The 25,125-nt window shown below is 68.6% G+C and carries 26 protein-coding genes; 11 read left to right on the plus strand and 15 right to left on the minus strand.

Annotated elements, in window-relative coordinates; all coding sequences use genetic code 11:
* Positions 1 to 355: 355 nt before the first annotated feature.
* Positions 356 to 1,867 (minus strand): cytochrome ubiquinol oxidase subunit I, encoded by a 1,512-nt coding sequence (locus ACLARN_RS00890; protein ID WP_409489367.1) that lies wholly within the window; start codon positions 1,865 to 1,867, stop codon positions 356 to 358.
* An 81-nt stretch (positions 1,868 to 1,948) separates the two neighbouring features.
* Entirely contained in the window at positions 1,949 to 2,902 is a 954-nt protein-coding gene (locus ACLARN_RS00895; RefSeq protein ID WP_409489368.1) for a S41 family peptidase, read from the minus strand.
* A gap of 187 nt (positions 2,903 to 3,089) precedes the next feature.
* On the opposite strand from ACLARN_RS00895, the gene ACLARN_RS00900 reads away from it, so the two are divergent.
* Both ACLARN_RS00900 and ACLARN_RS00905 read left to right on the plus strand, forming a co-directional pair.
* The gene (locus ACLARN_RS00900) at positions 3,090 to 3,677 is read left to right on the plus strand and encodes a TMEM165/GDT1 family protein (RefSeq protein WP_409489629.1); all 588 of its coding nucleotides are present in this window, start codon (positions 3,090 to 3,092) and stop codon (positions 3,675 to 3,677) included.
* Between the two features lie 88 nt (positions 3,678 to 3,765).
* The gene (locus tag ACLARN_RS00905; RefSeq protein ID WP_409489369.1) at positions 3,766 to 4,437 is read left to right on the plus strand and encodes a DUF998 domain-containing protein; all 672 of its coding nucleotides are present in this window, start codon (positions 3,766 to 3,768) and stop codon (positions 4,435 to 4,437) included.
* A 2-nt stretch (positions 4,438 to 4,439) separates the two neighbouring features.
* Here the strand turns inward: ACLARN_RS00905 and ACLARN_RS00910 are convergent, their stop codons facing one another.
* Together ACLARN_RS00910 and ACLARN_RS00915 are read right to left on the minus strand one after the other, a co-directional pair.
* The gene (locus ACLARN_RS00910) at positions 4,440 to 5,081 is read right to left on the minus strand and encodes an IclR family transcriptional regulator (RefSeq protein WP_409489370.1); all 642 of its coding nucleotides are present in this window, start codon (positions 5,079 to 5,081) and stop codon (positions 4,440 to 4,442) included.
* The gene (locus ACLARN_RS00915) at positions 5,078 to 5,932 is read right to left on the minus strand and encodes a hypothetical protein (protein WP_409489630.1); all 855 of its coding nucleotides are present in this window, start codon (positions 5,930 to 5,932) and stop codon (positions 5,078 to 5,080) included. The genes ACLARN_RS00910 and ACLARN_RS00915 overlap by 4 nt, the downstream gene beginning before the upstream one ends.
* An 85-nt stretch (positions 5,933 to 6,017) precedes the next feature.
* Between ACLARN_RS00915 and ACLARN_RS00920 the strand changes: the two genes are divergently transcribed.
* The 3 genes from ACLARN_RS00920 (at position 6,018) to ACLARN_RS00930 (ending at position 9,951) form a co-directional block, all read left to right on the plus strand.
* Positions 6,018 to 7,196 carry a homogentisate 1,2-dioxygenase gene (locus ACLARN_RS00920; RefSeq protein WP_409489371.1) on the plus strand — a complete coding sequence of 393 codons (1,179 nt, stop codon included), beginning with the start codon at positions 6,018 to 6,020 and terminating at the stop codon, positions 7,194 to 7,196.
* Between the two features lie 185 nt (positions 7,197 to 7,381).
* Positions 7,382 to 9,199 (plus strand): substrate-binding and vWA domain-containing protein, encoded by a 1,818-nt coding sequence (locus ACLARN_RS00925; RefSeq protein ID WP_409489372.1) that lies wholly within the window; start codon positions 7,382 to 7,384, stop codon positions 9,197 to 9,199.
* 11 nt (positions 9,200 to 9,210) lie between these two features.
* Complete coding sequence (locus ACLARN_RS00930) at positions 9,211 to 9,951, plus strand: hypothetical protein (RefSeq protein ID WP_409489373.1); 741 nt, start codon at positions 9,211 to 9,213, stop codon at positions 9,949 to 9,951.
* Positions 9,952 to 9,960: 9 nt separating this feature from the next.
* Here the strand turns inward: ACLARN_RS00930 and ACLARN_RS00935 are convergent, their stop codons facing one another.
* On the minus strand, positions 9,961 to 10,968 hold the full coding sequence (locus tag ACLARN_RS00935) for a hypothetical protein (protein WP_409489374.1): 1,008 nt from the start codon (positions 10,966 to 10,968) through the stop codon (positions 9,961 to 9,963).
* A gap of 96 nt (positions 10,969 to 11,064) precedes the next feature.
* On the opposite strand from ACLARN_RS00935, the gene ACLARN_RS00940 reads away from it, so the two are divergent.
* The 4 genes from ACLARN_RS00940 to ACLARN_RS00955 all read left to right on the plus strand — a co-directional run bounded on the left by ACLARN_RS00940 (position 11,065) and on the right by ACLARN_RS00955 (position 14,703).
* Positions 11,065 to 11,856 (plus strand): DUF2470 domain-containing protein, encoded by a 792-nt coding sequence (locus tag ACLARN_RS00940; protein ID WP_409489375.1) that lies wholly within the window; start codon positions 11,065 to 11,067, stop codon positions 11,854 to 11,856.
* A gap of 116 nt (positions 11,857 to 11,972) precedes the next feature.
* Positions 11,973 to 12,770, plus strand: a complete 798-nt coding sequence (locus ACLARN_RS00945) for a CPBP family intramembrane glutamic endopeptidase (RefSeq protein WP_409489376.1) — start codon at positions 11,973 to 11,975, stop codon at positions 12,768 to 12,770.
* 13 nt (positions 12,771 to 12,783) lie between these two features.
* On the plus strand, positions 12,784 to 13,995 hold the full coding sequence (locus ACLARN_RS00950) for an arginine deiminase (protein ID WP_409489377.1): 1,212 nt from the start codon (positions 12,784 to 12,786) through the stop codon (positions 13,993 to 13,995).
* 156 nt (positions 13,996 to 14,151) lie between these two features.
* A complete protein-coding gene (locus ACLARN_RS00955; RefSeq protein ID WP_409489378.1) occupies positions 14,152 to 14,703 on the plus strand; it encodes a ferritin in 552 nt (183 codons plus the stop codon).
* A gap of 81 nt (positions 14,704 to 14,784) precedes the next feature.
* On the opposite strand, the gene ACLARN_RS00960 is transcribed toward ACLARN_RS00955, so the two are convergent.
* The 4 genes from ACLARN_RS00960 to ACLARN_RS00975 form a co-directional block, all read right to left on the minus strand.
* Entirely contained in the window at positions 14,785 to 15,627 is an 843-nt protein-coding gene (locus ACLARN_RS00960; RefSeq protein ID WP_409489379.1) for a hypothetical protein, read from the minus strand.
* Positions 15,624 to 16,136, minus strand: coding sequence for a SigE family RNA polymerase sigma factor (locus ACLARN_RS00965; RefSeq protein ID WP_409489631.1), 513 nt, complete (start codon positions 16,134 to 16,136; stop codon positions 15,624 to 15,626). Before ACLARN_RS00965 ends, ACLARN_RS00960 begins: the two co-directional genes overlap by 4 nt.
* Positions 16,137 to 16,341: 205 nt before the next feature.
* Positions 16,342 to 16,689, minus strand: coding sequence for a DUF952 domain-containing protein (locus ACLARN_RS00970; RefSeq protein WP_409489380.1), 348 nt, complete (start codon positions 16,687 to 16,689; stop codon positions 16,342 to 16,344).
* 88 nt (positions 16,690 to 16,777) lie between these two features.
* On the minus strand, positions 16,778 to 17,662 hold the full coding sequence (locus ACLARN_RS00975) for a DUF5926 family protein (RefSeq protein ID WP_409489381.1): 885 nt from the start codon (positions 17,660 to 17,662) through the stop codon (positions 16,778 to 16,780).
* Positions 17,663 to 17,934: 272 nt separating this feature from the next.
* On the opposite strand from ACLARN_RS00975, the gene ACLARN_RS00980 reads away from it, so the two are divergent.
* Together ACLARN_RS00980 and ACLARN_RS00985 are read left to right on the plus strand one after the other, a co-directional pair.
* The gene (locus ACLARN_RS00980; RefSeq protein WP_409489382.1) at positions 17,935 to 18,147 is read left to right on the plus strand and encodes a hypothetical protein; all 213 of its coding nucleotides are present in this window, start codon (positions 17,935 to 17,937) and stop codon (positions 18,145 to 18,147) included.
* Positions 18,148 to 18,207: 60 nt separating this feature from the next.
* Complete coding sequence (locus ACLARN_RS00985; RefSeq protein ID WP_409489383.1) at positions 18,208 to 19,377, plus strand: cytochrome P450; 1,170 nt, start codon at positions 18,208 to 18,210, stop codon at positions 19,375 to 19,377.
* Here ACLARN_RS00985 and ACLARN_RS00990 read toward each other — a convergent pair.
* From ACLARN_RS00990 to ACLARN_RS01015, 6 genes are all read right to left on the minus strand, one after another.
* Positions 19,374 to 19,682 carry an antibiotic biosynthesis monooxygenase family protein gene (locus ACLARN_RS00990; RefSeq protein ID WP_409489384.1) on the minus strand — a complete coding sequence of 103 codons (309 nt, stop codon included), beginning with the start codon at positions 19,680 to 19,682 and terminating at the stop codon, positions 19,374 to 19,376. The two genes, ACLARN_RS00985 and ACLARN_RS00990, sit on opposite strands and share 4 nt — an antisense overlap.
* A 154-nt stretch (positions 19,683 to 19,836) precedes the next feature.
* Complete coding sequence (locus tag ACLARN_RS00995; RefSeq protein ID WP_409489385.1) at positions 19,837 to 20,775, minus strand: DUF4328 domain-containing protein; 939 nt, start codon at positions 20,773 to 20,775, stop codon at positions 19,837 to 19,839.
* 35 nt (positions 20,776 to 20,810) lie between these two features.
* Positions 20,811 to 21,161: a rhodanese-like domain-containing protein gene (locus tag ACLARN_RS01000; protein ID WP_409489386.1), complete on the minus strand. Its 351-nt coding sequence runs from the start codon at positions 21,159 to 21,161 to the stop codon at positions 20,811 to 20,813.
* A 47-nt stretch (positions 21,162 to 21,208) separates the two neighbouring features.
* Positions 21,209 to 22,840 (minus strand): cation acetate symporter, encoded by a 1,632-nt coding sequence (locus ACLARN_RS01005; protein WP_409489387.1) that lies wholly within the window; start codon positions 22,838 to 22,840, stop codon positions 21,209 to 21,211.
* Entirely contained in the window at positions 22,837 to 23,181 is a 345-nt protein-coding gene (locus ACLARN_RS01010) for a DUF485 domain-containing protein (protein WP_409489388.1), read from the minus strand. The genes ACLARN_RS01005 and ACLARN_RS01010 overlap by 4 nt, the downstream gene beginning before the upstream one ends.
* Positions 23,182 to 23,320: 139 nt before the next feature.
* Complete coding sequence (locus tag ACLARN_RS01015) at positions 23,321 to 25,114, minus strand: cation acetate symporter (protein WP_409489389.1); 1,794 nt, start codon at positions 25,112 to 25,114, stop codon at positions 23,321 to 23,323.
* Positions 25,115 to 25,125: the final 11 nt, after the last annotated feature.

Below are 25,125 nucleotides of genomic sequence, written 5' to 3' on the forward strand. Positions count from 1 at the left end.
AAGGGGACTTTCACCGCATGCGACGCGGCGAAGGGAGCTTTCGGCGCGTGCGATGCGGCCATGGGCCCCTTCGGCCCGCCGCTCCGCCTGGCCGCGCCCGCGCCCGCCCCGGATGTCGCGAAAGCCACTTTCGAGACGTTGAGCGTCGCGAAAGCCACTTTCGGGACCCGCCGCTACCACTCCACCCCGACCGATCCGGCGCCGCCGCCCCTGATCGCCCTGAGTTATCCACAACCACCCGAGTTGTCCACAGATTGGCTGTGGGTAACCCGCCTGAGCGATACCCCCGATACGCTGGGTGCGGGGCCGTCCCCCGGGAAGGGCGGGGGGCTGGGTAGGTGACGTCAAGAGGCGATCAGTAGGCGAAGGCGAGTGCGTCGTCATCGCTGTCACCGCCTTCCGGGTCGTCGTTCTTGCTGGTCGAAGCCGGTTTCTTGGGTGGCATGACGGCGTCGACACCGCCGCGCACGTACTTGCGCATCAGGTAGACCTCGACGACGCCGAGCACCGCGTAGACGGTCGTCAAAGCGATCAACGACGTCCACACCTCGCCTGTGGACAACTTCGAGACCGCGTTCGCGGTGAACATCCACACTCCGTCGACACCGGTCGGGTTCGGCACCACCACGAACGGCTGACGGCCCATCTCGGTGAAGATCCAGCCGGCGCTGTTGCCGATGAACGGCGTCGCGATCCCGCCGAGCACGAGCCACGGGAACCACCGCTGCCCGGGGATCCGCCCGCGCCGGGTCAGCCACAGCGCGAGCAGCCCGATCCCGGCCGACATCGCGCCGAAACCGATCATCGCGCGGAAACCCCAGTAGGTCACCGGCAGATTGGGCACGTAGTCGATCGGCTTGCCCGCGAGCGAGCCGAGCTGCGGGTCGTCCGGATAGTTCGTGCCGTACTTCGCCTGGTACTCGGTCACCAGGTTCTCGACACCCTTGACCTCGGTCGAGAAGTCGTTGTGCGCCAAGAACGAGAGCAGGGCGGGCACGTTGAACGTCTTGACGTCCTCGCAGTTCGCGTTCCGTACGTCGCCGATCGCGATGATCGAGAAACTCGCCGGTTTCTCCGTATGGCACAACGCTTCCGCCGACGCCATCTTCATCGGCTGCTGCTCGAACATCAGCTTGCCCTGCACGTCACCGGTGATCGCCAGCACCGCGAACGCCACCACCCCGGTCCAGCCGCCGAGACGCAACGACGAACGCCACACCGCGCGGTGCTCGTCGTCCCCCGAACGCTTGCGCCACAACTGCCAGCCGGCCACCCCGACCAGGAACGCCGCCGCCACCGAGAAAGCACCCGCGAGGGTATGCGGGATCGCGGCCAGCGCCGTGTTGTTCGTCAGCACCGCCCAGATCGAGTTCATCGTCGGTTTCCCGTCGACGAACTCGACCCCGACCGGATGCTGCATCCACGAGTTCGCCGCCAGGATGAAGTACGCGGACGCCACGGTCGCCAGCGAGTACGCCCAAGCGCACGCCAGATGGACCTTCTTCGGCAACTTGTCCCAGCCGAAGATCCACAACCCCAGGAAGGTCGACTCGACGAAGAACGCGACGAGCCCTTCCATCGCCAGCGGCGCGCCGAACACGTCCCCGACGAACCGCGAGTACGCGCTCCAGTTCATCCCGAACTGGAACTCCTGCACGATCCCGGTGACCACGCCCATCGCGAAGTTGACCAGCAGGAGTTTCCCCCAGAACTTGGTCATCTTCAGATAGCGCGGATCACCGGTCCGGACCCACGCCGTCTGCATCCCGGCGACCAGGACCGAAAGCCCGATGGTCAGCGGGACCATCAGGAAGTGATAGACGGTGGTTATGCCGAACTGCCACCTAGCGAGATCGAGAACCTCCACGCCTCAAGCCTGCTCAACCCGAGGTGGGCCCGCCAGTTCAACTGGTCCTGACCTCGGCGGGACGTAGGTCCCGCATCCGGCTCAGCCGAGGTCGGCGAGGGCGAGCCTCGCCTCGTCGGCGACCTGTCGCCGCAGGCCCGAATCCCCCAGTGTCAGCACGTGTTCCAAGGCCAGCGCGTACGCGGTGTCGAACGCCGCCTCGACATCGACGTCAATGTCAGGCCGCACGCCGACGCCTTCCCAGTTGGTCCCCGTGACCGGGTTCACGGCCCGCCCACCCGGGACGGTGACATCCAAATGAGTGTCCACTTTGTACTGTTTCCTCGGGTTCGCCCCGCCCCGGGTCACCGCGCCGACCGTCTTCGCCCGCCCCAGCTGCTGGAGCGAGTAGCTCAGGTCCTCCCCGCCGGAGAACGTGACCGGACCGGTCAGCACCCACACCGGCTTGTCCGCGCCGAACTTCCGACCCGGTACGTACGGCAGCGACCAGAACTGGTTGGTCACGTCGCCGTCGCGCAGATAGATACTGTTGTAGTGGGTCGGCTCGTCGACCAGGTAACCGATCAGCATGGCCACCGCCATCGGGTCGCCGCCCCGGTTCTCCCGGACGTCGATCAGCAGCGCGTCGGTCGTCGCGAGCAGCGTCATCGCCGCCGCCAGTGCCTCGCCGGCGATGTCCGGCCCGTAGAACAGCGTCGTCTCCAGGTAGCCGACGTTCCCGGGTAGCCGCCGCGCCGACGCGATGCCGTGACAGTTCAGTTCCGCCTCGCGCCGGAACTCCTCCAGATCGAAGTACTGGCCGTCCACCTCGGGCAGCGGGTCGACGTGATATCGCAGCCGCACATGTTTGTCCCCGTTGACCGACTGCAGGTCCTGGGTGACCGCGTCGGCGAACGCCTCGTCGTCGAGCCCGGCGTAGGCGCCCTCGCCCAGCCTCGCCCGCAAGTACACCGTCAGCTTCTCGGCCACGTCGGGGAACACGTAGTGGTCCTTCAGCCGCCTGCACACGTCTTCGATACGCACTCTTTCGTCCATGATCGCGGACGCTACCAGCGGCGCCTGAAAAAAGAATTCGGTTTACCGAAACCTCCTTTCCGCTCAGCCAAGAAATACAATTCGCTGGTACATGCCGACCGATTCGGAAAAGCCATCAGCTTGCCCTTTACCGAATCACCCCTTTATCGTTGCAGTGAAGGGGTGAAGAATCATCATGTCTGACTCGATGTTGGCGCTCATCAGCGCGTTCGGCCTGGTACTGGCCGTGGAACTACCGGACAAGACGCTCGTCGCCACCCTGGTTCTCACCACCCGTTTCCGCGCGTGGCCGGTATTCGCAGGGGTCACCGCCGCGTTCGCCGTGCAATGCGCGATCGCCGCCACTTTCGGCAGTGTGCTCACTTTGCTGCCGGACAAGCTGGTAACGGCGATCGTCGCCACGATGTTCGGTATCGGCGCGTACATGCTCCTCCGTGAAGGGTTCCGGCCCGGTAAGGACGGCGGAGAGGACGCGTCGCGTTCCGGGCCGAGCCCCGCGAGCTTCTTCCGCTCCGCGCTGACGTCGTTCGGTGTGCTCTTCGCCGCCGAGTGGGGCGACGCCTCCCAGCTCGCGACAGCCAGCCTCACGGCTCGCTTCGGCAACCCGTTCGCGGTCGCGCTCGGCTCCTTCGTCGCACTGGTCGCCGTCGCCGGACTCGCCGTCTTCATCGGCGCGAAGGTCCGGAGCCGCATCCGCCCCAAGCTCATCCAGCGCGTGGCGGGCTTCGTCTTCGCCGGATTCTCGCTGTTCGCGCTGACCCAGCTCGCCTTCTGAGGCGCACGGGGTTTTCACAGGTTCGCCGGGTAACCTTTCGGGAACGAAACGGTGAACACCTGCCCCGACGTGCTTGGAGAACCCGGTAGTGACCTTGCCCAAGATCGTCGCGGCCCGTGCCGTCTCCCCGCTGCACGGCAGGCTCGCGATCTTCGGCATGGCCGTCGCCGTCGCCATCTCGATCGACCTGCACCTGCGGCTGTCCAGCCAGGTCAGCCCGATCTGGCAGACGCTGTCCGAGTACGTCTACGGCTACCTCTCGCCCGGTTCGACCGCGGCCCCGCTGTTCGGCGCGATGTGCCTGGCGCTGGGACTCGGTTCGCTCGCCCTGCTCGGCGGCATCGCGAAGGCGCACCGCAGCGGCTACGAGTCCGTTCTCGTCCTGCTCGGCGTGTGGTGCGCCGGGCTGTTCGTCCTCGCGCTCGTCCCCGTCGATCCCGAAGGCCAGGCCCGTTCGCTGGCCGGGCAGATTCACAACTACGCCGCGCTGACGGCCTTCCTCGCGCTTCCGGCCGCGGCCTGGGTGCTGACCCGCCCCGGCCGGGCACGCTGCCCGTGGGAGCCGCGCCGCACGACGATCCGGCGGCTTTCGGTGGCCAGTTTCGCCGCCGTGGTGATCGTGCTCGGCGGCTTCGTCTGGACGATGCTCACCGGGCCGTCGCACCAGGAGGTCACGCTCGGCCTGTTCGAGCGGCTCCTGTTCGCGGTCGACCTCACCCTGCTGGCGACCATGGTGCGCCCACTGCTCAGCGACCGCTGACGCTACTCGGGCTGTTTCAGCACCTCGGCCAGCCGGACGGCGGCCGCCACGACCGCGGGCCCCACCACGGCGGCCTCCAGCGGCTCCAGCGACACGACACCGAGGCTGGCCTTCAGACCCGGAACCCCGCGCACGGGTGCGGCGACCCCGGACGCGCCCGCCTCCAGTTCGCCGGACGAGGTCACCCAGCCCTCGCCGCCGCCGGGACGCAACGTGATCGCCTTGCCGGCCGCTCCGGCGGACAGCGGATGGCGCGTGCCGACCCGGTAGGCGACGTGGAAGCTCGTCCACGTCGGTTCGACGACCGCGACCGCCTGCGCCTGGTCCCCTTGCGCGACCGAGAGATGCGCTGTCGCGCCGACTTTCTCCGCGAGTTCACGCAGGACCGGCCTCGCCGCCTCCCGCAGCTGCGGGAGGACCTGCCCGGCGAGCCGGAGCAGGCCGACGCCCAGCCGCACCTTGTTCCCGTCGCGCCACACCAGGCCGCGTTCGGACAGCGGGACGAGCAGGCGGTAGACGGCGGCCCGGCTCGCGCCGATGGCGGCGGCGAGTTCGGAGATCGTCGCCGCCTCGCCACCGGCGTCCGCCACCGCTTGCAGCAGGGCGAGCCCTCTGTCCAGGGTCAGTGACCCTTCACGAGTCACAACAACCCGAGTTCCCCGAGGTCGGCGACGGGCTCGTCGAACGAAGCAGCCGCGTAGGAGGCGAAGAGTCCGCGAACGGCCTTCGCTGCCGGCTCCGACATGCCCTTGGCCTCGGCCGCCAGCGCAGCGCTGTCGGTCGACTCGAGCGCGTCGCGCACGTCGCCGCCCGAAAGGGAACGCGCGGACGCGACGATGAGGTTCAGGAACCCGTGATGGGTGAAGCCGCTGGTCTCGTCGGTGTGCCGGACGGCGCGGTGCAGGCTGTTCGTCGCCTTGAACGAAGCCCCGGTCGAGCCGCTGACCACCGCGAGGAAGTCCGCGACCTCGTCGACGCTGGGGAAGTTCTCGCCCGCCTTGCCGCCGCAGCGGATCTTCGGCCAGCTGCCGTGCTCGATCACCTTCCGCACGCCGTCCAGCCAGCCGACGCCGCGCCGCGGCTCGACCACGCGGATGACGTCTTCGGGGACGAACTCGGAGACGCGCTCCAGCCAGACCTCGTCGACGTCCGATGGCGCCGGCATCTCCACCATCCGCAGCGCGAGGATCTCGCTGCGCGACTCGACGATCGAGATCGCCTTCGGGACCCCGCCGAGGCCGGTGTCGATGATCAGCGACAGCGGCAGCGGTTCCTTGGGTTTGATCTTGATCAGTTCGGTGATGAGCTCGGGCAGCCTCGACGCCTGGCACAGGAACACGCCGAGGACGCCGGAGTGTTCACCGGACCTCGACGCGAAGTGCGCACGCAGCGCTTCGGGCATGGACGCCTCGCCGGGCGGGAACAACGCCGAGTCGTCGACGAGCCGCGCGAACAGGGGAGGGATTCCTCGGGGGCCGGGTGGCGTGAGTTCCACAGCGCTTGACACGACTGACACGCTAGTAGCGTACGACATCAGGACAAAATCGTTCGCACAACGGACACGTTCCGGGGAGATTCCGATGCCTTACTACCGGCAGGTAGGCGAGATCCCGCACAAGCGCCACACGGCGTTCCGCAAGCCCGACGGGGGCCTGTACGCCGAGGAACTGATGGGTGTCGAGGGCTTCTCGGCGGACTCCGCGCTGCTGTACCACCGCGGCCTGCCCACCGCGATCGTCGACGCCGTCGCGATCGAGGACGAGCGCGGGCCGATCACCCCGAACCACCCGCTCAAGCCCCGCGCGTTCAAGACCCACGACCTCAAGTTCGGCGACGCCGACGCGGCCACCGACCGGCGGCGGCTGTTCGGCAACGCGGACGTCACCATCGGCTTCGTCCACGCGACGAAGCCTTCGCCGCTGTACCGCAACGCGGCGGGCGACGAACTCTTCTACGTCCAGGGCGGCGGCGCGACCGTCGAGACGATCTACGGCTCGCTGGAGATCGGGGACGGCGACTACCTCGTCATCCCGACGTCGTGCACCTATCGCGTGCTTCCCCACGACGACGGCGGAGTCAAGCTGCTGACCATCGAGGCGCGCGGCCACATCGGCCCGCCGAAGCGCTACCTGTCGGCGAAGGGCCAGTTCCTGGAGCACTCGCCGTATTGCGAGCGCGACATCCGCGGGCCGTCCGAGCCCCTGGTGGTCGACGGCACCGACGTCGAGGTCCTCGTGCGCCACCGTGCGGGCCTCACGCGCTACACCTACGCGACCCACCCGTTCGACGTCGTCGGCTGGGACGGCTGCCTGTACCCGTGGGTGTTCAACATCGACGACTTCGAGCCGATCACCGGCCGCGTGCACCAGCCGCCGCCCGTGCACCAGACGTTCGAGGGCCCGAACTTCGTGGTGTGCTCGTTCTGCCCGCGCAAGGTCGACTACCACCCCGAGTCGATCCCGGTGCCGTACAACCACGCGAACGTCGACTCCGACGAGCTGATGTTCTACGTCCGCGGCAACTACGAGGCGCGCAAGGGCTCCGGGATCGAGGTCGGCTCGCTTTCGCTGCACCCGTCCGGCTTCACCCACGGGCCGCAGCCCGGGGCGGCGGAGGCGTCGATCGGGGCCCAGTTCTTCGACGAGACCGCGGTCATGGTGGACACCTTCGCGCCGCTGGACCTCGGCGAAGCGGCCGACGCGTCGGAGGACCCGGGTTACGCGTGGACCTGGTCCGGCCGAGGCCCCGGCGCTCAGTGATCGCCGCAATTAGTCCTCTAGTTGCGGTATTCAAAGGCACGCGCGAGCAGGTGCCAACGCGACTAGAGGACTGATTGCGGCACGTGGCGGGATAAGTACCGCCATGGCCGCAACGGTTCGGCAACGCGCCCCCGGACGAGGGGAAACCTCCGGATAATCGGTGTTCCCACCGCTGGAGGTTCTCCATGGTCGTGAATCCCGGTCAGTCCCGAGGCGGCCGCAAGGTCCTGGCGTTCGTGGCCGCGGCGGTGGTCGCGATCGGCTTGATCATCGGACTGCGCGCGATCACCAGCGACTCCGGCGACGAGGCCGCGGAAGCGAAGTGCACCACCGGCGACGCGATCAAGCTCCAGGTGTCGTCGTCGCCGGAGAAGGCCGGCGTGGTCACCGAGATCGCCAAGGGCTACAGCGGCCGCACGGTGGCCGGGCGCTGCGTCGACGTGCTCGTGCAGTCGAAGTCCTCCGGCACCGTGATGCAGGCGCTGTCCCGTGGCTGGAACGAGGCGGTGGACGGGCCGAGGCCGGACGTCTGGACGCCCGCCGCGTCCGGTTGGGTGAACCTGCTGCGCCAGAACCTCACCGGCACCGATCACCCCGCGCTGGTCCCCGAGGGTGACCCGGAGTCGGTCGCGAACGCGCCGCTGGTCGTCGCCATGCCGAAGCCGATGGCCGAGGCGCTCGGCTGGCCCGGCAAGGGCATCGGCTGGAAGGATCTCGCCGCGCTCGCCACCGATCCGCAGGGCTGGGCGAAGTACGGCCACCCGGAGTGGGGGAAGTTCCGGCTCGGCAAGACGAATCCGAACATCTCGACGTCCGGCCTCAACGCCACCATCGGCGCCTACTACGCGGCGACGGGCACGTCCTCGGACCTCACCGCGAACGCGCTCGCGAAGCCGGAGGCGCGGACGTTCGTGCAAAACGTCGAGCAGGCCATCGTCCACTACGGCGACAACACGCTGACGTTCCTGACGAACTTGCAGAAGGCCGACGACCGCGGCGCGGCGCTGTCGTACATCTCGGCGGTGACGGTCGAGGAGAACTCGCTCGTCGGTTACAACCAGGGCAACCCCACCAACGATCCGGAGAAGCGCGGGCAGCACGCGCCGCCGAAGGTGCCGCTCGTCGGGATCTACCCGAGCGACGGCACGCTCAACTCCGATCACCCGTTCACCGTGCTGAACTGGGCCGACGACCTCCACAAGCAGGTCGCGGCGGACTTCCTCGCGCATCTTCGCGGTGCCGAAGCGCAGCAGAAGTTCAGCGACATCGGCTTCCGCACGTTCGACGGGAAGCCCGGATCTCAGACCACCTCGGAGAACGGCGCCCAGCCCGACGCGAAACTCAACCTGATCCGCCCGCCGAGCCCGCCGGTGCTGACCGAGGTGCTGAAGTCGTGGAAGGACCTGCGGAAGAAAGCGAACGTGCTGCTGGTCGTCGACGTCTCCGGCTCGATGGGCGACGGCGTCAGCGGGACCGGGAAGAACAAGATGGATCTCGCGAAGCAGGCGGCCGTGGCGTCGTTGCCGCAGTTCAGCGACGCGGACAAGGTCGGGCTGTGGATGTTCTCCACGAAACTCAACGGCGACAAGGACTTTATGGAACTCCGGCCGGTGGCGCCGATCGGCGGTGAAGCGGGCAGGCAGGAACTGGCGTCGCGGTTGAACGGGCTGACCCCGCAGAACGGCACCGGTCTCTACGATTCGTCGCTCGCCGCGTACGAGTTCATGAAGCAGCGGCTGGATCCGAACACGATCAACGCCGTCGTCGTGCTCACCGACGGCCGGAACGAGGATCCGGGCGGCATCGATCTGCCCAACCTCGTCGGGCAGCTGCGGACCGAAGGCGGCGGTGAGGCGGTGCGGATGTTCACCATCGCCTACGGCTCCGACGCGGACTTGGACGTGCTCAAGGAGATCGCCGAGACCACCCAGGGCGTCGGGTACGACTCGTCCAAACCGGACTCGATCGACCAGGTCTTCACCGCCGTGATCTCGAATTTCTGAGATCCTCGACTATGCGCTTCGTCCGTGAGCTAGCCGAACCGTGGGGACTGCTCCTCGCGGCGACGTCGGCGGGTGCGGCCTGGGCGGTGCAACTGCCGACGCTCGCCGCGCTGGGTGTCGGCGTGACCGTGCTCGCCGCCCGCGCCGGGATCGCCGCCGCCACGCGGGCGAAACCCGCGCCCGAGCCCGGAGAACGGGCTCTCCCCGACGTCGAACCGGGTTCACCGGAGGCGGGCTGGTTGCTGCGCGCGGAGGCCGCGGCCGAGGGCTTTCAGTCCATCTCCGACTCGCTCGTCACCGGCCCGCTCGCCGACCGGGTGGCCGACATGGAACCGGTGGTGCGGGAAACCGTCGACACCCTCCGGCGGCTGGCCGGTCGCACGTCCGCCACCGGGAAGGCGCTGGCGCGGGTGGACGCGGGCTCGGTCGCCGCCGAGAAGGCCCGGCTGCGGAAGGAACTGAAGACCGCCGACGACGACATCCGCGGCGACCTCACACAGTCGCTCGAAGCCGTGCAGGCACAGGAGGACGTGCACGCGCGGTTGTCGAGCGCGCAGCGGAAACTGCTGGCACAGCTGCGATCCGGCGCGCTCGGACTCGACGGCCTGGTCGCCAGGGCGGCCGAATTGTCGGCGGCCACCGGCGATTCGCTGCTCGACACCACCACGATCGGCGAACTGAGCGAACAGCTGGAAGGGATCCGTCGAGGCGTCGTGGAGACCGAAGAAGCGACGCGGCGCTCGCTCACCTGACCCGCGAAGTCACCGGCCGAACTTGACCGGCCCGATGACCGCGTGACCGGGCACCCCGGCCTTCGCGGCCTTTCCGGCGACCGGCACGCCGAGCACCCACAACCGTCCGGTCGCGGCGATGTTGGCGGCGAGGGACTGGTCCGAGCCGCCCGCGCTCACGGTGACCTGCCGTCCGTCGGGCAGGACCGTCCAGCCCTTCACCATGACCATGCCGAAGTGGTTGACCGACGCCGGCCCGGACACGACAGCCAGTTCGGTCCAGCGCGGCTCGGGCGCCGGCCTGGAGACGACGAGCGCGGTGATGGCGAGACCGAGCGTCCCCAGCACGCAGAGGACCGCCAAGATCTGCGCGTTCAGCGAGAGGAAGCTGTCGCGTTCCGGGAGGTCGAGGGCGATCCACGCCGAAAAGGCGCCCGCCACCAGGGTGACCCCGGCTCCGTAGAGGTAGTACTGCCCCAGCAACCGGCGTTGCAGCGAGAGAAGCCGTCCGGGTGAAACCGGCTCCGCGGCCAGCGGCCGCGAACCCTTCACCGGGGCACCCCGGATCGCGCCGCGGCGGGGCACGATGACCCCCGGCAGCAGGACGAACCGGTCCAGCGCCCACAGCCGTCGCTGAGCCGCGAGCTGCGCGCGAAGCGGTGCCGGGAGCCGTACCACCAGCCACCGCCCGTCGAGCGGGACGCTCACCCGCGAACCGGCCACGACGGCGCCTTCGAGCCCGCTCACCAGGCGGAACGGCTTGTCGGCGAGGCGCCGCATCGGCAAGGATCCGGCGATCGTGAGGTGGCCGTAGAAGACCGAAACCGGCGCCATGAAGACGAGGAGGAAGAGCGGTACGGCGATTCCGAACCGGCCGGTGACCAGCAGGGCGACGCCCAGCACGGTGAGCAGTCCCGCCGCGAACGCCAGCGTGCCCGAGGTCGTGGCCGAGCGGTCGAGCAAGGGCACCAGGACCGGCATGTTCGCCGCCGGAATCCCTTCGGGTGGTTCGAGCACCTGGATTCTGCGGTCTTCCACCTGGTCAACGTATACGCGTTTCGGTGAGACGTGATCGAGCCTACTTCCGCTCGACGCGTAAATCAGGTTAGGCTCACCTAACTTAGGAGGTGAGCCGTGACCACACCGACGTCCATTCGCCGCCCGCCGGCGCCGAACCCCGCGGAACGCGCGAAGACGATCGCCACCCGCAACGGGCCGGCGACGCTGATGCCGACCGCGGAGCAGCGTGACCAGCCAGGGCAGTACGGCCGCGTCATTCCCGAGCTGCACCACGTGCACACGAGCGGCAGTGTCAGCATCCTGCTGCCGGACGAGCACCACCTGGTGAAACGCTCGCGCGAGGCGCAGCGGGGCGAGCTCGCGGTGATGGTCGAGCTGACCGATCAGGCGCCGGTCGCCCTGCGGGAACCCATCCGCGGGCTGCTGTGGATCACCGGCTGGCTCCGCCCGCTCTCCGACGTCTCCGCCCGCGCCCGCGCGGTCTCCATCGCCGAAACCCGGCCGGACGAACGGCTGCTGGACGTCGGACACGGCCTGACACTGCTTCGGCTGACCCCGGCGTCACTGGTGCTCGCGGACGCCGAGGGCACACATTCGCTCCGCCCGCACATGTTCAGCGCCGCGCCGCCGGACCCCTTCCACGACTACGAGGCCGGCTGGCTGCGGCATCTGGAGACCGACCACGCCGACGTCGTCCAGCAGCTCGCCAAACATGTGCCGACCGAACTGCGCGGCGGCTGGATCCGGCCGCTCGGGCTGGACCGCTACGGCCTGCGGCTGCGGGTCGAGGCCGACTCCGGCGACCACGACGTCCGGCTCGCGTTCTCGCGCCCGGTCGACGGCCCGCCGCAGCTCGCCGGCGAGATCCGCAGGCTGGTCGGCTGCCCGTTCTTCTCCGAGGGTTAGGCGAGTTCCGCCGGGAAGCTGAAGGGGACCATGCCCGCATGCGACGCGGTGAAAGCTCCCTTCACCGCGTGGTATGCGGCGAAAGCGTCCTTCAGCCCCAAGGTAACGTGCGGCCGATGAGCTGGCTGCGTCCCGAACGCCCGGCGCTGCCGGAATTCGTGGAAGACCCGGCACGCCGTCGCGCGATCGTCATCGAACTGGTCGTCGTCTTCGGAATCACCCTCGGCCTGTCCGGGTTGCGCAGCCTGCTGTCCCTTGTGGACTCACTGCTGCAACCGGTTCCGCTGGCGCAGCAACAAGCCCAGCTCAACGTTCCCCAAGCGACGCTGAGCCTCGTCGACATGCTCAAGCAGCTTTTGAGCGCGGGCCAGCTGGTCGGCTGGGGCGCGCTCGGCCTGTACCTGCTGTGGCGCGGCGGCATGAAGCTGGCACAGATCGGGCTGGACCGGAGCCGACCCGGCCGCGACATCGGCCACGGCGTTCTGCTCGCCGCCGCGATCGGGATCCCGGGACTGGGCCTGTACTTCCTCTCCTACAGCCTCGGATTCAGCCTCTCGGTGCAACCGTCCACTTTGGGCGAGACGTGGTGGCGTCCGATCACACTGACGCTGTCGGCGTTCGGGAACGCCTTCGCCGAGGAGGTGCTCGTCGTCGCGTATCTGCTGACCCGGCTGCGGCAGCTCGGCCTGCGCGAGAACACCTCGCTGGTCGCCTCGTCGGTGCTTCGCGGGTCGTATCACCTGTATCAGGGCTTCGGCGGTTTCGTCGGCAATGTCGTGATGGGCCTGGTGTTCGGCAGGCTGTGGCAGAAGACGAACCGGCTGTGGCCGCTGATCGCCGCGCACACCGCGCTCGACTTCGTGTCTTTCGTCGGATACGCGCTGCTCAAGGGGCGAGTTTCCTGGCTCCCGTAGCTAAGCTCGCGGAGTGATTGACGAGACGACTCCACCCCGAGTTGACAGCGAAGTCGGCCCCCTGCGTGCGGTGCTGCTGCACAGGCCCGGCAACGAGCTCAAAAGGCTCACGCCTCGCAACAACGACCAGCTCCTGTTCGATTCCATCCCCTGGGTGGACCGCGCGCAGGACGAGCACGACGCGTTCGCCGAGGTGCTGCGCGGCCGCGATGTCGAGGTGCTGTTGCTGGCCGACGCGCTGCGCACGGCACTCTCGGACACCCGTGCCCACGCGGCGGGCGTGCACGCGGCCGTCGACGAGCGACGGCTCGGGATCGACCTGGCCGATTCGCTGCGCTCCCACCTGTCGAGTGTCTCCCCCGAGGTGCTGGCCGAGGCGCTGATGGCCGGGATGACCTTCGAGGAACTGCCCGCCTCCGAGGGTGTCTCGCTGGTCCGGCTGATGAACCACCCGAACGACTTCGCCGTCGATCCGCTGCCGAACCTGCTGTTCACCCGCGACTCGTCGGCGTGGATCGGCGACCGGGTCGCGGTCTCCTCGCTCACCATGCCCGCCCGCGTCCGCGAGACCGCGGTGCTGGACCTGATCTACGCCTACCACCCGTGGTTCCGCCACGCGTCCCGCGCGTACGGCGCGCATTCGGCGCCGATCGAGGGCGGCGACGTCATGTTGCTCTCGCCGGGTGTCCTGGCCATCGGTGTCGGCGAGCGGACCACCGCGGCCGGCGCGGAGTCGCTGGCGCGGTCGGTGTTCGCCGACGGGATCGCGCACACCGTGCTCGCCGTCCCGATCCAGCAGACCCGCGCGACCATGCACCTGGACACCGTCTGCACGATGGTCGCGGCCGACGCCGTCGTCATGTATCCGCTTTCCCGTGATTCGCTGACCGCGTTCACCATGCGGCCGACCGATGACGGTTCCATGAAGGTGGAAGGCCCGGCCCCATTCCTCACCGCGGCCGCCGAAGCAATGGGAATCGACCGGCTCCGCGTCATCGACACCGGCCTCGACCCGGTCACCGCGGAACGCGAGCAATGGGACGACGGGAACAACACGCTCGCGCTCGCTCCCGGCGTCGTTGTCGGCTATGAACGTAATGTGGAAACCAACGCACGCCTGGAGGAGGCCGGTATCGAGGTACTGGCCATCACCGGCTCCGAACTGGGCTCCGGCCGCGGCGGGCCGCGCTGCATGTCGTGCCCGATCCGGCGCGAAAGCATCTGAAACAGAAATAAAGTAAGCCTTCCCTAATTGATTGCGATTGATTAGGGAAGGCTTACTTAATTGAGGTGGACCTATTATCGGCAATGGTAACCTAATAGGGGGCACATCACCAGCAAAAAGTGGAAATCGAATAGCGCATGACGTATCTTTGAATGCATGGCCCTCACCAAGAAGCAACCGCGCTCGAAGTTCTACGAACTGCTGCAGGCGCAGATCCACAACGAGTTCAACGCCTCCCAGCAGTACATCGCGCTGGCGGTCTGGTTCGACGCCGAGGACCTGCCGCAGCTCGCGAAGCACTTCTACAAGCAGTCCGTCGAGGAACGCAACCACGCGATGGCGCTGATCCAGTACATGCTGGACACCGACCACCACGTGGAGATCCCCGGCACCGGCGACGTGCGCAACACCTTCTCCGACGTCACCGAGCTCATCGAGCTCGCGTTGCAGCAAGAGAAGGACGTCGCGACCGACATCCAGCAGCTGGCCAAGGCCGCCCGCGCCGAAGAGGACTACATCGGCGAGCAGTTCACGCAGTGGTTCCTCAAGGAGCAGGTCGAAGAGATCTCCCAGATGTCCACGCTGCTCAACATCGTCAAACGCGCGAACGGCAACCTGTTCGAGGTGGAGAACCACCTGCACCGCGAGTCCATCGGAGACGGCGGCGCCGACTCGGGGATGCCCCCGGTCGCGGGCGGCGCGCTCTGACGCACTGACGCTCTCCCACCACAGAGAAAACCCGGGCTCTCCCCCTTGGAGCAGCCCGGGTTTTCCGTCTGTGCGGACGGCTCAGCTGAACTGGCAGTCCTGGTTGATGCTGGTCAGCAGGATGCTGACGGCCGATCCGTCGTTGGACACGAAGATCCGGTACGCGCTCACCGCGCTGGCGGGCGCGACGTAGGCACCGCCGTCCTTGGTGCTGCCGGGATACGCGGCGAGGATGTCCGCCTCGGTCGAGCCGACCCCGATGCCCTCCGGGGTGTGCACCGTGCCCGCCGGGTTGATGACGGTGATCCCGTCGCCCTCGGTCAGCGACACCGACGTCGGCCCCGGAACGGCGGATCCCTCGGCGTAGCCGTACGTACAGCCGCCCCGGACCTCCTTCGCCCGCAGCGGCCCGGTGGTGGCCTCCGCCTCGGACTCGCTCATCCCGAGCCGGAGCTTGCCGAAACCGGCGGCGGTCAGCAGCGAGCCGGTGGTCACCTTGCCCTGTGCGGGCGGCTTCGTGGCCGCGGTGCTCTTCGGCGGCTTGACCGGCCCATCGGAGATCGTCGACGGCGGCGGCTGGGCCGCCAGGCTCGACTGCGGCGCCGAGGACGACGCCGGCGGTGGCGGCTCGGTCGCGGGCCCCGGCTGAACCTGGCTGGTCGCGGACTGCCCCAAGCTGAGCTGCTCGGGAGGGAAGGCCGCGCCGTTGTCCCTGTCATGGATCGAGAAGACGGTGAGTCCGCTGCCCACCATGACCACCGCGGCGGCCATCCCGGTCGTCGTCTGCATCATCTGGCGGCGACGGCGGCGGCGTTTGGCGCCGGCCACGATCGTCTCGGGATTCAGCGTGGACGGCACCCCGAGCCGATCGTCGGAGAACAGGTCGCGCAGCCTCTGCTGCACGTCCTCCTCGGACATGTTCATCCCGCTTCCCTCCCTTCACCTTTGGTCTCGAACAGTGCGAGCTTCGTGCGCAAGGACGTGATCGCCTTGCTGGCCTGGCTTTTCACGGTGCCCTGGCTGATGCCGAGCGAGTCCGCGATCTCCGCTTCGGACAGCCCCTCGTAGTAACGCAGGACCATCACCGCGCGTTGCCTCGGCGGCAGCGCGCGTAACGCCTGCCACAGCGGTTCGTGTTCGAACGGGTCCGCCGGACTGTACGGCCGCGTGTCCGGAAGGTCGGCGACCAGGCTCTCCCGTTTGGTCCGGCGCCACCGGCTGACGTGCGCGTTCGCCATCGAACGACGGATGTAGGCCATCGGGTCGCCGGTCTTGTGCTGGACGTAGGACCAGCGGGAGCCGATCTTCTCCAGCACGGTCTGGACCAGGTCGGCGGCGTCGTGCGGATTCCCGGTGAGGGCGTGCCCGTACCTCAGCAGACCCGGCAGGCTGGCCTGCACGAAGTCGCCGAAGTCGGTGAGTTCGCCCGGCACGTCACTCCCTCGGCCCTCGCCGGCCCCCCAGACGTCCGTCCCCGGGATGACCGTCGCGGCAGCGGTCACCGTATCGCCTCCTCCCGGGGTCCCTCGGCCAGGGACACCTGGCTCACCTCTCCCGAAACGCATGACCGCCCCCACAGGTTGTCTCTTGCCGCGAACTCGTTCGAGGGACGCCCATCCGGATGAGGAGTTGCCCGCCTCAACGTCTCGACAGGGACTCGGGAATTCTGAACGAACCATCCCCCTGAACAGGGAATTCGTGGACGGCCACCACGGCGTTACGGGGTATCGGTCCGTACACGTGGGGGAACTGGACACCGGCCGGATGCGGCGGGTCGCCGTCCTCCCAGACGACGGGCGAGCCGACGAGCGCCGGATCGATCTCCAGCAGCACGAGATCGGTGCGGCCGGCGAACACGGCGTTGGCCGGGATATGCGCGGTTCCCGGGTCCGAGCAGTGGATGAAGCCGTCGGAGTCGAGCGACGCGGCGGTGTAGACGCCGCCTTCGGGCACCCAGTCACCCTTAGGGCAAATATGAAGGATCACGCACCCATCCTGACGCAATTCGGCACCTGGTTGCGGTGGTTGCGCGCGCAACCACCGCAACCAGGTGCCGAATTGCGACGGGGGTGGGTCAGCGGATGGTGAGCTGGCGGCCGATCAGGCCGTCGCGCGAGCGGCGCTCGGTGGCGTTGAGCGGCTCGGTGTCGAGGGACTTCAGCGCGGCATCGAGCCGGACGCCGAGCTGGTCCTTCGCGTCGGCCCATTCGCGGGCGTGCGCCTCGGAGTCGAGGTCCCACACCGGCACGAGCAGCCCGTGCGCGCGGAAAGAACCGGCGTAGCGGGAGCCCTCGCCGAGGCCGAGTTCACCGGCCGCGGACAGCCGCGCAAGCGCTTGCAGCAGCAGGTTCTCCGGTTCGGGGCGGACCCAGCGCAGGTGCGCCTTCTCGCCTGCGAGCACCCAGTACGCGCCCGCGCCGAGGCGCTCGGTCGGCATGATCGCCGCGTTCGCGCGCTCGAGGGACAGCGCGACGTCGCCGCTCGCGTCGGCGTCTTCGGGCAGCCACCAGGCGAAGTCGTTGTAGAGCGTGGCGTCGAGTTCGACGCTCGTGTCGAGCAGGTCCTGCAAACGGGCCTTCTCGTCGGCGGTGGGCGGGGTCGTCGTGTCCGGCACGGATAGGACGTCGCCCTCCTTCGCCTCCAGCACCCACTGGAGCGACCGGCCGAGGTCACGGCTGATGTCCGAGGACCGGGTCTGCACCTGCATCCCGACGTAGCGCTCACCGTCGGACCGGACGAACGCGGCCGCCGCCATCGGCAGCACCGTGCCGAGGGTGACCTTCTCGCCGGAGCCCGCCAGCGTGAGCGACGCCGTCGCCGAGGGGACGAACTCGCGCAGCGCGATCAGCTCGGTCTCGGCCGCGAGACCCTCGAAGGGCTGGCCGACGAAGACGTCGCGCACCTTCGGCTTGCGGTCCGAGGTCGTCTTGGGACCCTTCTTGCGCGAACCCTTGCCCACGTCAGCCTCCTCAAGCTCGGTTCAGAACGCTATCGCGGGAAGGGCGCGCGGCTCGTAACACCCCCCGCGCCGCGAACGACGCCCATCTCCTCCGAATTAGCCGGATCGGCCGGTTTCAGCGGCCGTTCGTGTACCACGCAAACGTGACTGAAAACGGTTGTCATCATCCGGATGATCTAACCGCGGGTGATCAGCCTGCCGTTTTCCCCTCACCGCACCGAATACTCGATCACGGCGCCATCCGGCGTCGTAGTGCGGAGAAGGGATCACAGATGAGCACCTCAAAGCGCCGGGCCGCCTTGGCCGCGTTGCCCGTGGCACTCGGGCTGATGCTGGCCGGGCCCGCGGTGGGCACGGCTTCGGCCGCGCCGCAGCCGGACAGAGCCGACCACGCCCGGCATTGCCTGCTGCTGTGCGTCGGGCACCACCACGGCCATCACCACCATGGTCTCGGCCTGCACCTGGGGCTTTGGCTGCATCTGTAGCTCCCGGTCGCGCCGGGGCGGACTCCCCGGCGCGGCGCCGGGCCGGGTTACAGTCGGCGAGTGTTCGACCTCGCCGATCCGGCCTTCCTCGCGAACCCGTATCCGTACTTCGCCGACCTCCTCGAGCGCGGCGAAGTCCACCGGCACGACGGCCTCGGCATCGCCGTGGCGGTGTCGCATTCGGCGTCGGCCGCCGTCCTGCGGCATCGCGGGCTCGGCCGGATCTGGCAGGACGCGCTGCCGGTGGAGCGGTTCGCGTCGTTCAACCTGCTGCACCGCAACTCGCTGCTGGAGAACGAGCCGCCTGCCCACACCCGGCTGCGGCGGGTGATCGCGGGCGCGTTCGGGCGCGGGCACGTCCAGCGGCTGCGGCCGATGGTCGCCGAACTCGCGGACGGCATGGTCGACGGGCTCGCCGCCGAGATCGCCGAAACCGGCTCGGCCGATCTGCTGGCGCACCTCGCGCAGCCACTGCCGGTCGCGGTCATCGCGGAACTCCTCGGCGTCCCGATCGAGGACGGGCCGCGCATGGTCACCCTGTCGAACCACATCGTGAAGATGTACGAATACGGCCTCGCCGAGGAGAAGCGCGACGCCGCCGAAGCCGCTTCGGCGGAGTTCGTCGAGTACCTGCGTGACGTGGCGAAGCAGCGCGCGAACTCCCCCGGCGACGACATCGTCAGCGATCTTCTGCGCAGTGAACTCACCGAAGACGAACTGGTCGCGACCGCGGTCCTGCTCCTGATGGCCGGGCACGAGGCGACGGTGAACGTCATCGGGAACGGCGTCAACGCGCTGCTGACCCACCGCGGCCAATGGGAGCGGCTGGTGGCCTCCCCTGACCTCCTGGACCCGTGCGTCGAAGAGCTGATCCGCTTCGACGCGCCGCTCCAGCTCTTCGAACGGACGGCGACCACCGACGTCGAGATCGCCGGGTTCCGGGTGGCCGAGGGCGACAAGATCGGCGCGCTCCTCGGCGCCGCCGCGCGGGATCCGAAGGTGTTCGACCGGCCGGACACCCTCGACATCGGCCGCACACCGAACGCGCACCTCGGCTTCGGCATGGGCATCCACTACTGCGTCGGCGCCCCGCTCGCGCGGGTGGAGATCGCGGCCGCGCTGACCGCGCTGACCACGAAACTGCCAGGGCTGGAACTCGCGGAGACCCCGGAACGGCGACCGGAGTTCGTGATCCGGGGCCTGCGCGCGCTCCCCGTCACCGCGAGCTAGGGGTACTCGACGACGACCTCGTAGAGCGCGGCGTTGGGGGTGGCGATCTCCGCGGCCCGTTCGGCCGACGCCGTGAACACCTGGTTCTTCCCGGCCGCCTCCCAGGCTTCCCGGCTGTCGTAGTGCGTGACGTTGACGAGCTGGAAACGCGAATCCGGCAGCAGCGCGCGGTGGAGCTTGGCATCACGGAAACCGGGCGCGTCCCGCATCAGCTTCGCGCGCTCGCGCCACGTCTCGACGAACTCGTCCACGCGGTCGGCGGGGATTTCGAAGACATTGATGAAGGTGACGCCGTCGTCGCTCATGATCACCAGTCTCGAACCTCGAGTGAGCTGGAGGTCAACGGTGACCTGGCTCACGCCGCCACCCATGGCCGTATCGCGAAAGCCACTTTCGGGACATCAGACGTCCCGAAAGTGGCTTTCGCGACACGTCACTTACCACTGACGAGGTCGCAGGTCAGCGCACGGAAGAGGCGGGACGCTCGCGCCGTTCCGGGTCCGGAGCGCCGTCCACCTTCAGCACGCGAAGCAGGCGAAGCCGCTTCTCCGCGACAGGCGCCAGCAGGCCGGACATGCGCTTCACGAGCAGAGCCGTCACCACCGCCAGCCCGGCCGCGGCCAGGTCGGTCAGCGCGACCAGCACGACACCGTCGGCCAGCGCCTGGACACCGTCGCGGAACCGCCAGACGATGACGAGGACGAGCAGCAGCCAGTTCAGCGCCCAGACGCCCCACCACACCAGCACGAGCCGCGACGGCTTCGGCCGCGTTTCCCGCGTCCGGCGCAGGACGGCGTGTTCGAGTTCGGCGACGATCGGCAGCACCAGGATCAGGTTCGCCACCGGCACCAGCACGAACGTCAGCACCTGCCACTGCCGCCTCGGCGGCACCTCGCCGGAGACGTCCGCGGCGGCGTGCCTCGCCACGAGCAGCCACCACACGGTGAGTCCCGACGGCAGCAGCGAAAGGATCGTCGTGAGCAGGCCGGTAGTGATCACGAAACTGTCGGAGACCGTGACGACGGACGTCGACAACGCCGAGTCGCGGCTCTGCACGAGCAGGACGTAGCGCCAGATCTCGGAGGCCGCGGCGGCGAGCGCGAGGACGGCGAAAGTCCACAGCACCGGCAGGAGACTGCGCGTGATCACCCGCAGTCGCTCGCCCGGTGTGACCTCGCCGGACGCCGTGCCGGGAACCGCGGTCGGACGGCGCCAGACCAGGTTCGGGAAGCCCCACCGCGGCGGGACCGGGTACGACGGCGGCCCGGAGTAGCGCTCGGCAACGGGTTTGCGCCGCAGCGGCCAAGCGCCAGGAGGCGGCGACGCGACCCAGCGGACACGGTGACGCACCGGCTGGGGCCGCGGCTGCTGCATCGGCGCGGGACGCACGGGCGGCACCGGCGTCCTCGGCGGGTAGTGGCCTGGCTGCACGGTTACAGCACTTCGGGTTCGACGCCGGGATGGTCGCCGACCATCGGGCGCCCCTCCTGCTTCCAGGACCCCATCCCGCCGGCGACGTTCACCGCGTCCCAGCCGCTCGCGTTGAGCCACGCGGCGGCGCGGGCGGACCGGCCGCCGCTGCGACAGATCACGTAGACCGGCTGGTCGTCGGGCAGGTCGTCGAGTTCGCCGACGCGCGCTGGCAGGTCGCCCATCGGGATGTGCTTGGCGCCCGGCGCGTGCCCGGCGGCCCACTCGTCGTCCTCGCGGACGTCGAGCAGCGCGACGCCGTCCTTCGGCAGATCACGGACGGCGACGGTCGGGATGTCAGCAGGGCTCACCACCCTGCCATCCTCGCATCCCGTCCCGTTGCGCGCGCGTGAAGCGGATCTCAGTGCTGAGTCGCCTTTTCGGCGCCCACACCGGTGAGGGAGCGGACCTCCATCTCGGCGTACTTCTTCTGGTTGTGTTCTTTGGAGAGCACGGTGCCGAGCCAGCCGAGGAAGAACGCGACGGGGATCGAGACGATGCCGGGGTTGTCGAGCGGGAACCAGTGGAAGTCGACGCCCTGGATCATCGAGGCGCTCTTCCCGGTCTTCGGATCGACAGGCTTCCCCGAGACCGCAGGCGAGAAGACGATCAGGACGACACAGACCGCGAGGCCGCCGTAGATGCTCCACAACGCGCCTTGGGTGTTGAACCGCTTCCAGAACAGCGAGTACAGGATCGTCGGCAGGTTCGCCGACGCCGCCACCGCGAACGCCAGCGCCACCAGGAACGCCACGTTCTGGTTCTTCGCGAGGATCCCGCCGACGATCGCGACCGCCCCGACCACCAGCGCGGTGATCCGCGCGACGCGGACCTCGCTGTCGGCGTCGGTCTTGCCCTTCTTGATCACGTTGGCGTAGACGTCGTGCGCGAACGACGCCGACGCCGTGATCGTCAGGCCCGCGACCACCGCGAGGATCGTCGCGAACGCCACCGCCGCGATGAACCCGAGCAGCACCGGGCCACCCAGTTCGAGCGCCAGCAGCGGCGCCGCGGAGTTGGTCGTCCCGGGCGCCTTCGCGATCACGTCCGGGCCGACGAGTGCGCCCGCGCCGTAGCCGAGCACCAGCGTGAACAGGTAGAAGATGCCGATCAGCGCGATCGCCCAGACCACCGAACGGCGCGCGTCCTTCGCGGTCGGCACGGTGTAGAAGCGCATCAGCACGTGCGGCAGACCCGCGGTACCGAGCACCAGCGCGATGCCCAGCGACAGGAAGTCCAGCTTGGTCGTACCGGTCTTGCCGTACTGCTTACCCGGCCCGAGCAGCGCTTCACCGGTCGCGCCGCCCTTGTCGACGGCGGCCTGGAACAGGCTGGAGAGGTTGAAGCCGTACTTCCCGAGCACCCACAACGTCATCGCGAACGCGCCCGCGATCAGCAGGACGGCCTTGATGATCTGGACCCAGGTGGTGCCCTTCATCCCGCCGATCAGCACGTACAGGATCATGATCACGCCGACGACGGCGATCACCACGTCCTGGCCGAGGTTCCCCTCGATGCCGAGCAGCAGGTTCACCAGGCCACCCGCGCCCGCCATCTGCGCCAGCAGGTAGAAGAACGAGACGGCGAGGGTGGAGATCGCGGCCGCCGCGCGGACCGGGCGCTGCCGCATCCGGAAGGCGAGGACGTCGCCCATGGTGAACTTGCCGGTGTTGCGAAGGAGTTCCGCGACCAGCAGCAACGCCACCAGCCACGCGACGAGGAACCCGATCGAGTAGAGGAAACCGTCGTAGCCGTTGATCGCGATGGCACCGGCGATACCCAGGAACGACGCCGCGGAAAGGTAATCGCCCGAGATCGCGATCCCGTTCTGCGGGCCGGTGAACGCGCGACCTGCGGCGTAGTAGTCGGAAGCGGTCTTCGTATTCCGGCTGGCCCGGAAAACGATCACGAGGGTGATCGCGACGAATACCGCGAAAATGGTGATGTTGAGCGCCGGATTGCTGCCCTGGACACCCGCGGCCAGTGTGCTCACCGTTCGGTCCCTTCGACCTCGTGCCGGATCTTGTCGGCGAGCGGATCGAGTTTCCGGTTCGCATACCGGACATAAAGGCCGGTGATCACAAAAGTCGACACGAACTGCAGCAGGCCGAAGACCAGGCCGACGGTGATGTTGCCGAAGAGCTTGGTGCTCATGAACGCGGTCGCGTAGTCGGCGAGGAGCACGTAGAGCAGATACCAGAGAAGGAACAGCGCGGAGATCGGGAAAACGAATACCCGGAGCCGTCGCCGCAGCTCGGTGAATTCCGCGCTCGCCTGCACCTTTTCCCAGTCGGATTCCGGATCGGACCCGAGGTCTTGATCGGCATCACGCACTTCGGACCTCCCACCTGACGCGACCACTCGCAGATTTCGGTGTCACGGAAGATCATGCCCCTTATAGGGCGCGAGAGGGGCAATCCATTTGAGTGAACGGTACGACCCTGAGTAGACAGTCGCGACACGACCGGGTGAACTACTTCCGGTGACGACCCTTTCCGGCCGTCCGCGTCTTCTCTTCGGCCTGCCCGAACCGGGCGACCGCGCGATCGCGCATGAACCCGAGCGGGTCGGGCGCGTGCAGCCGCAGCATCACGCCGTGGACGTCGTCCGGCCGCCCGTACCCGGTCGCGCGGCTCACCACATAGGTGGTCAGGAACGCGGCAGGCACGGTGATCAGCGCGGGCTGGTTCGAGAACCACGGCGCCCAGCCGCCGGTGTACTTGCTGACGATGTTGACCACCAGCGCGGTCAGCACCAGGCCGCCGCCGACGAGCATCCCGGCCAGGGCGCCGGGCCAGCTGAGCTTCCGCCACCAGACCCCGAGCAGCAGCAGCGGGCTGAACGTGGACGCGGCCAGCGCGAACGACATCCCGACCGAAAGCGACAGATCCTCCGACGGCAGCAAGACCGCCAGCGCGAACGGGATCAGCGCCACGATCGCCGTCGCCACCCGGAAATCGCGGACCCGGCCTGGCAGCACGTCGGTGGACACCACCCCGGCGACACTCACCAGCAGCCCCGACGAACTGGAGAGGAACGCGGCGAACGCGCCTGCCGCGGTCACCGCGCCCAGGATCTGCCCCCAGAGACCGGGGAGGACCGCGGACGGCAGCAGCAGGACGGCCGCGTCGGTCTTCCCGGTCACCAGCAGTTCCGGGACGTACATCCGCGAAAGCGCGCCCAGCAGCGTCGGGAACAGGTAGAACAGGCCGAGCAGCAGCAGGACGTGCACCGTCGTGCGGCGCGCGGCCTTGCCGTCGGGGTTGGTGTAGAAGCGGACCAGGACGTGCGGCAGGCCCATGGTCCCGAGGAACGTCGCGAGGATCAGCGAATAGACCTGCAGCAGATCGGTGAGACTGCCCGAACCCGGCCGCAGCCAGTCGCTGTTGGACGCGGGCGCGTCACTGACCACCGGGACCGGCGTGCCCGCGGTGAACTTCAGCGTCGTGCCCTTGGTGACCTTGTGCCCGGCTTCCGGTGTCCACACCGCGAAACCGTTGGCCCGCGCGCCTTCTATCTGGCCGTACGCCTCGAGGACGGTGACCGAGGTGACCTTCAGCGTGACGTCGGTCTGGACGGAGATGGTGGTGTTCTCGGTGAACATCGGCGGCGCGGGCTGCCCCAGCGGGCGCGCGCTGCCCGGCCCGCCGGAGCCGACGAACACGATGCACAGGACGAACGCCGGCACCGCGATGGCGAACAGTTTGAGCCAGTACTGGAAGGCCTGGACGACGGTGATGGCGCGCATCCCGCCCGCGATCACGTTGAAGCCGACCACGAAGGTGACCAGGAGCGCTCCGGCCCACACCGGCACCGGCAGGATGGTCGTCAGCGTCAGGCCGGCGCCCTGCAGCTGCGGGACCATGTAGAGGATCCCGATGAACACCACGAACGCCGTCGAAACCCGGCGCAGCATGGTCGAGCCCAGCCGCATCTCGACGAAGTCCGGCAGCGTGTACGCGCCGGACCGCCGCAGCGGCGCGGCGACGAACAGCATCAGCGCGAGATAACCGGCGGTGAAGCCGATCGGGAACCACAGCGCGTCGGCGCCGTCCTTGAGCACGATGCCCGCGACGCCCATGAACGACGCGGCGGACAGGTATTCACCGGAGATCGCGGCGGCGTTGCGCCGGGAGCGCACGGTGCGGCGGGCGACGAGGAAGTCGTGCGTGCTGACGGCCGACCTCGAGGAACGATGCCCCAAGTAGAAGGTCAGGACCGCTACCAGCACGATGCCGGCGAGGGCCCACGGATTCAGCTGCTGCACAGCAGGGATCC

Source organism: Amycolatopsis sp. cmx-11-12, from assembly GCF_046269425.1.
Lineage (GTDB): Bacteria > Actinomycetota > Actinomycetes > Mycobacteriales > Pseudonocardiaceae > Amycolatopsis.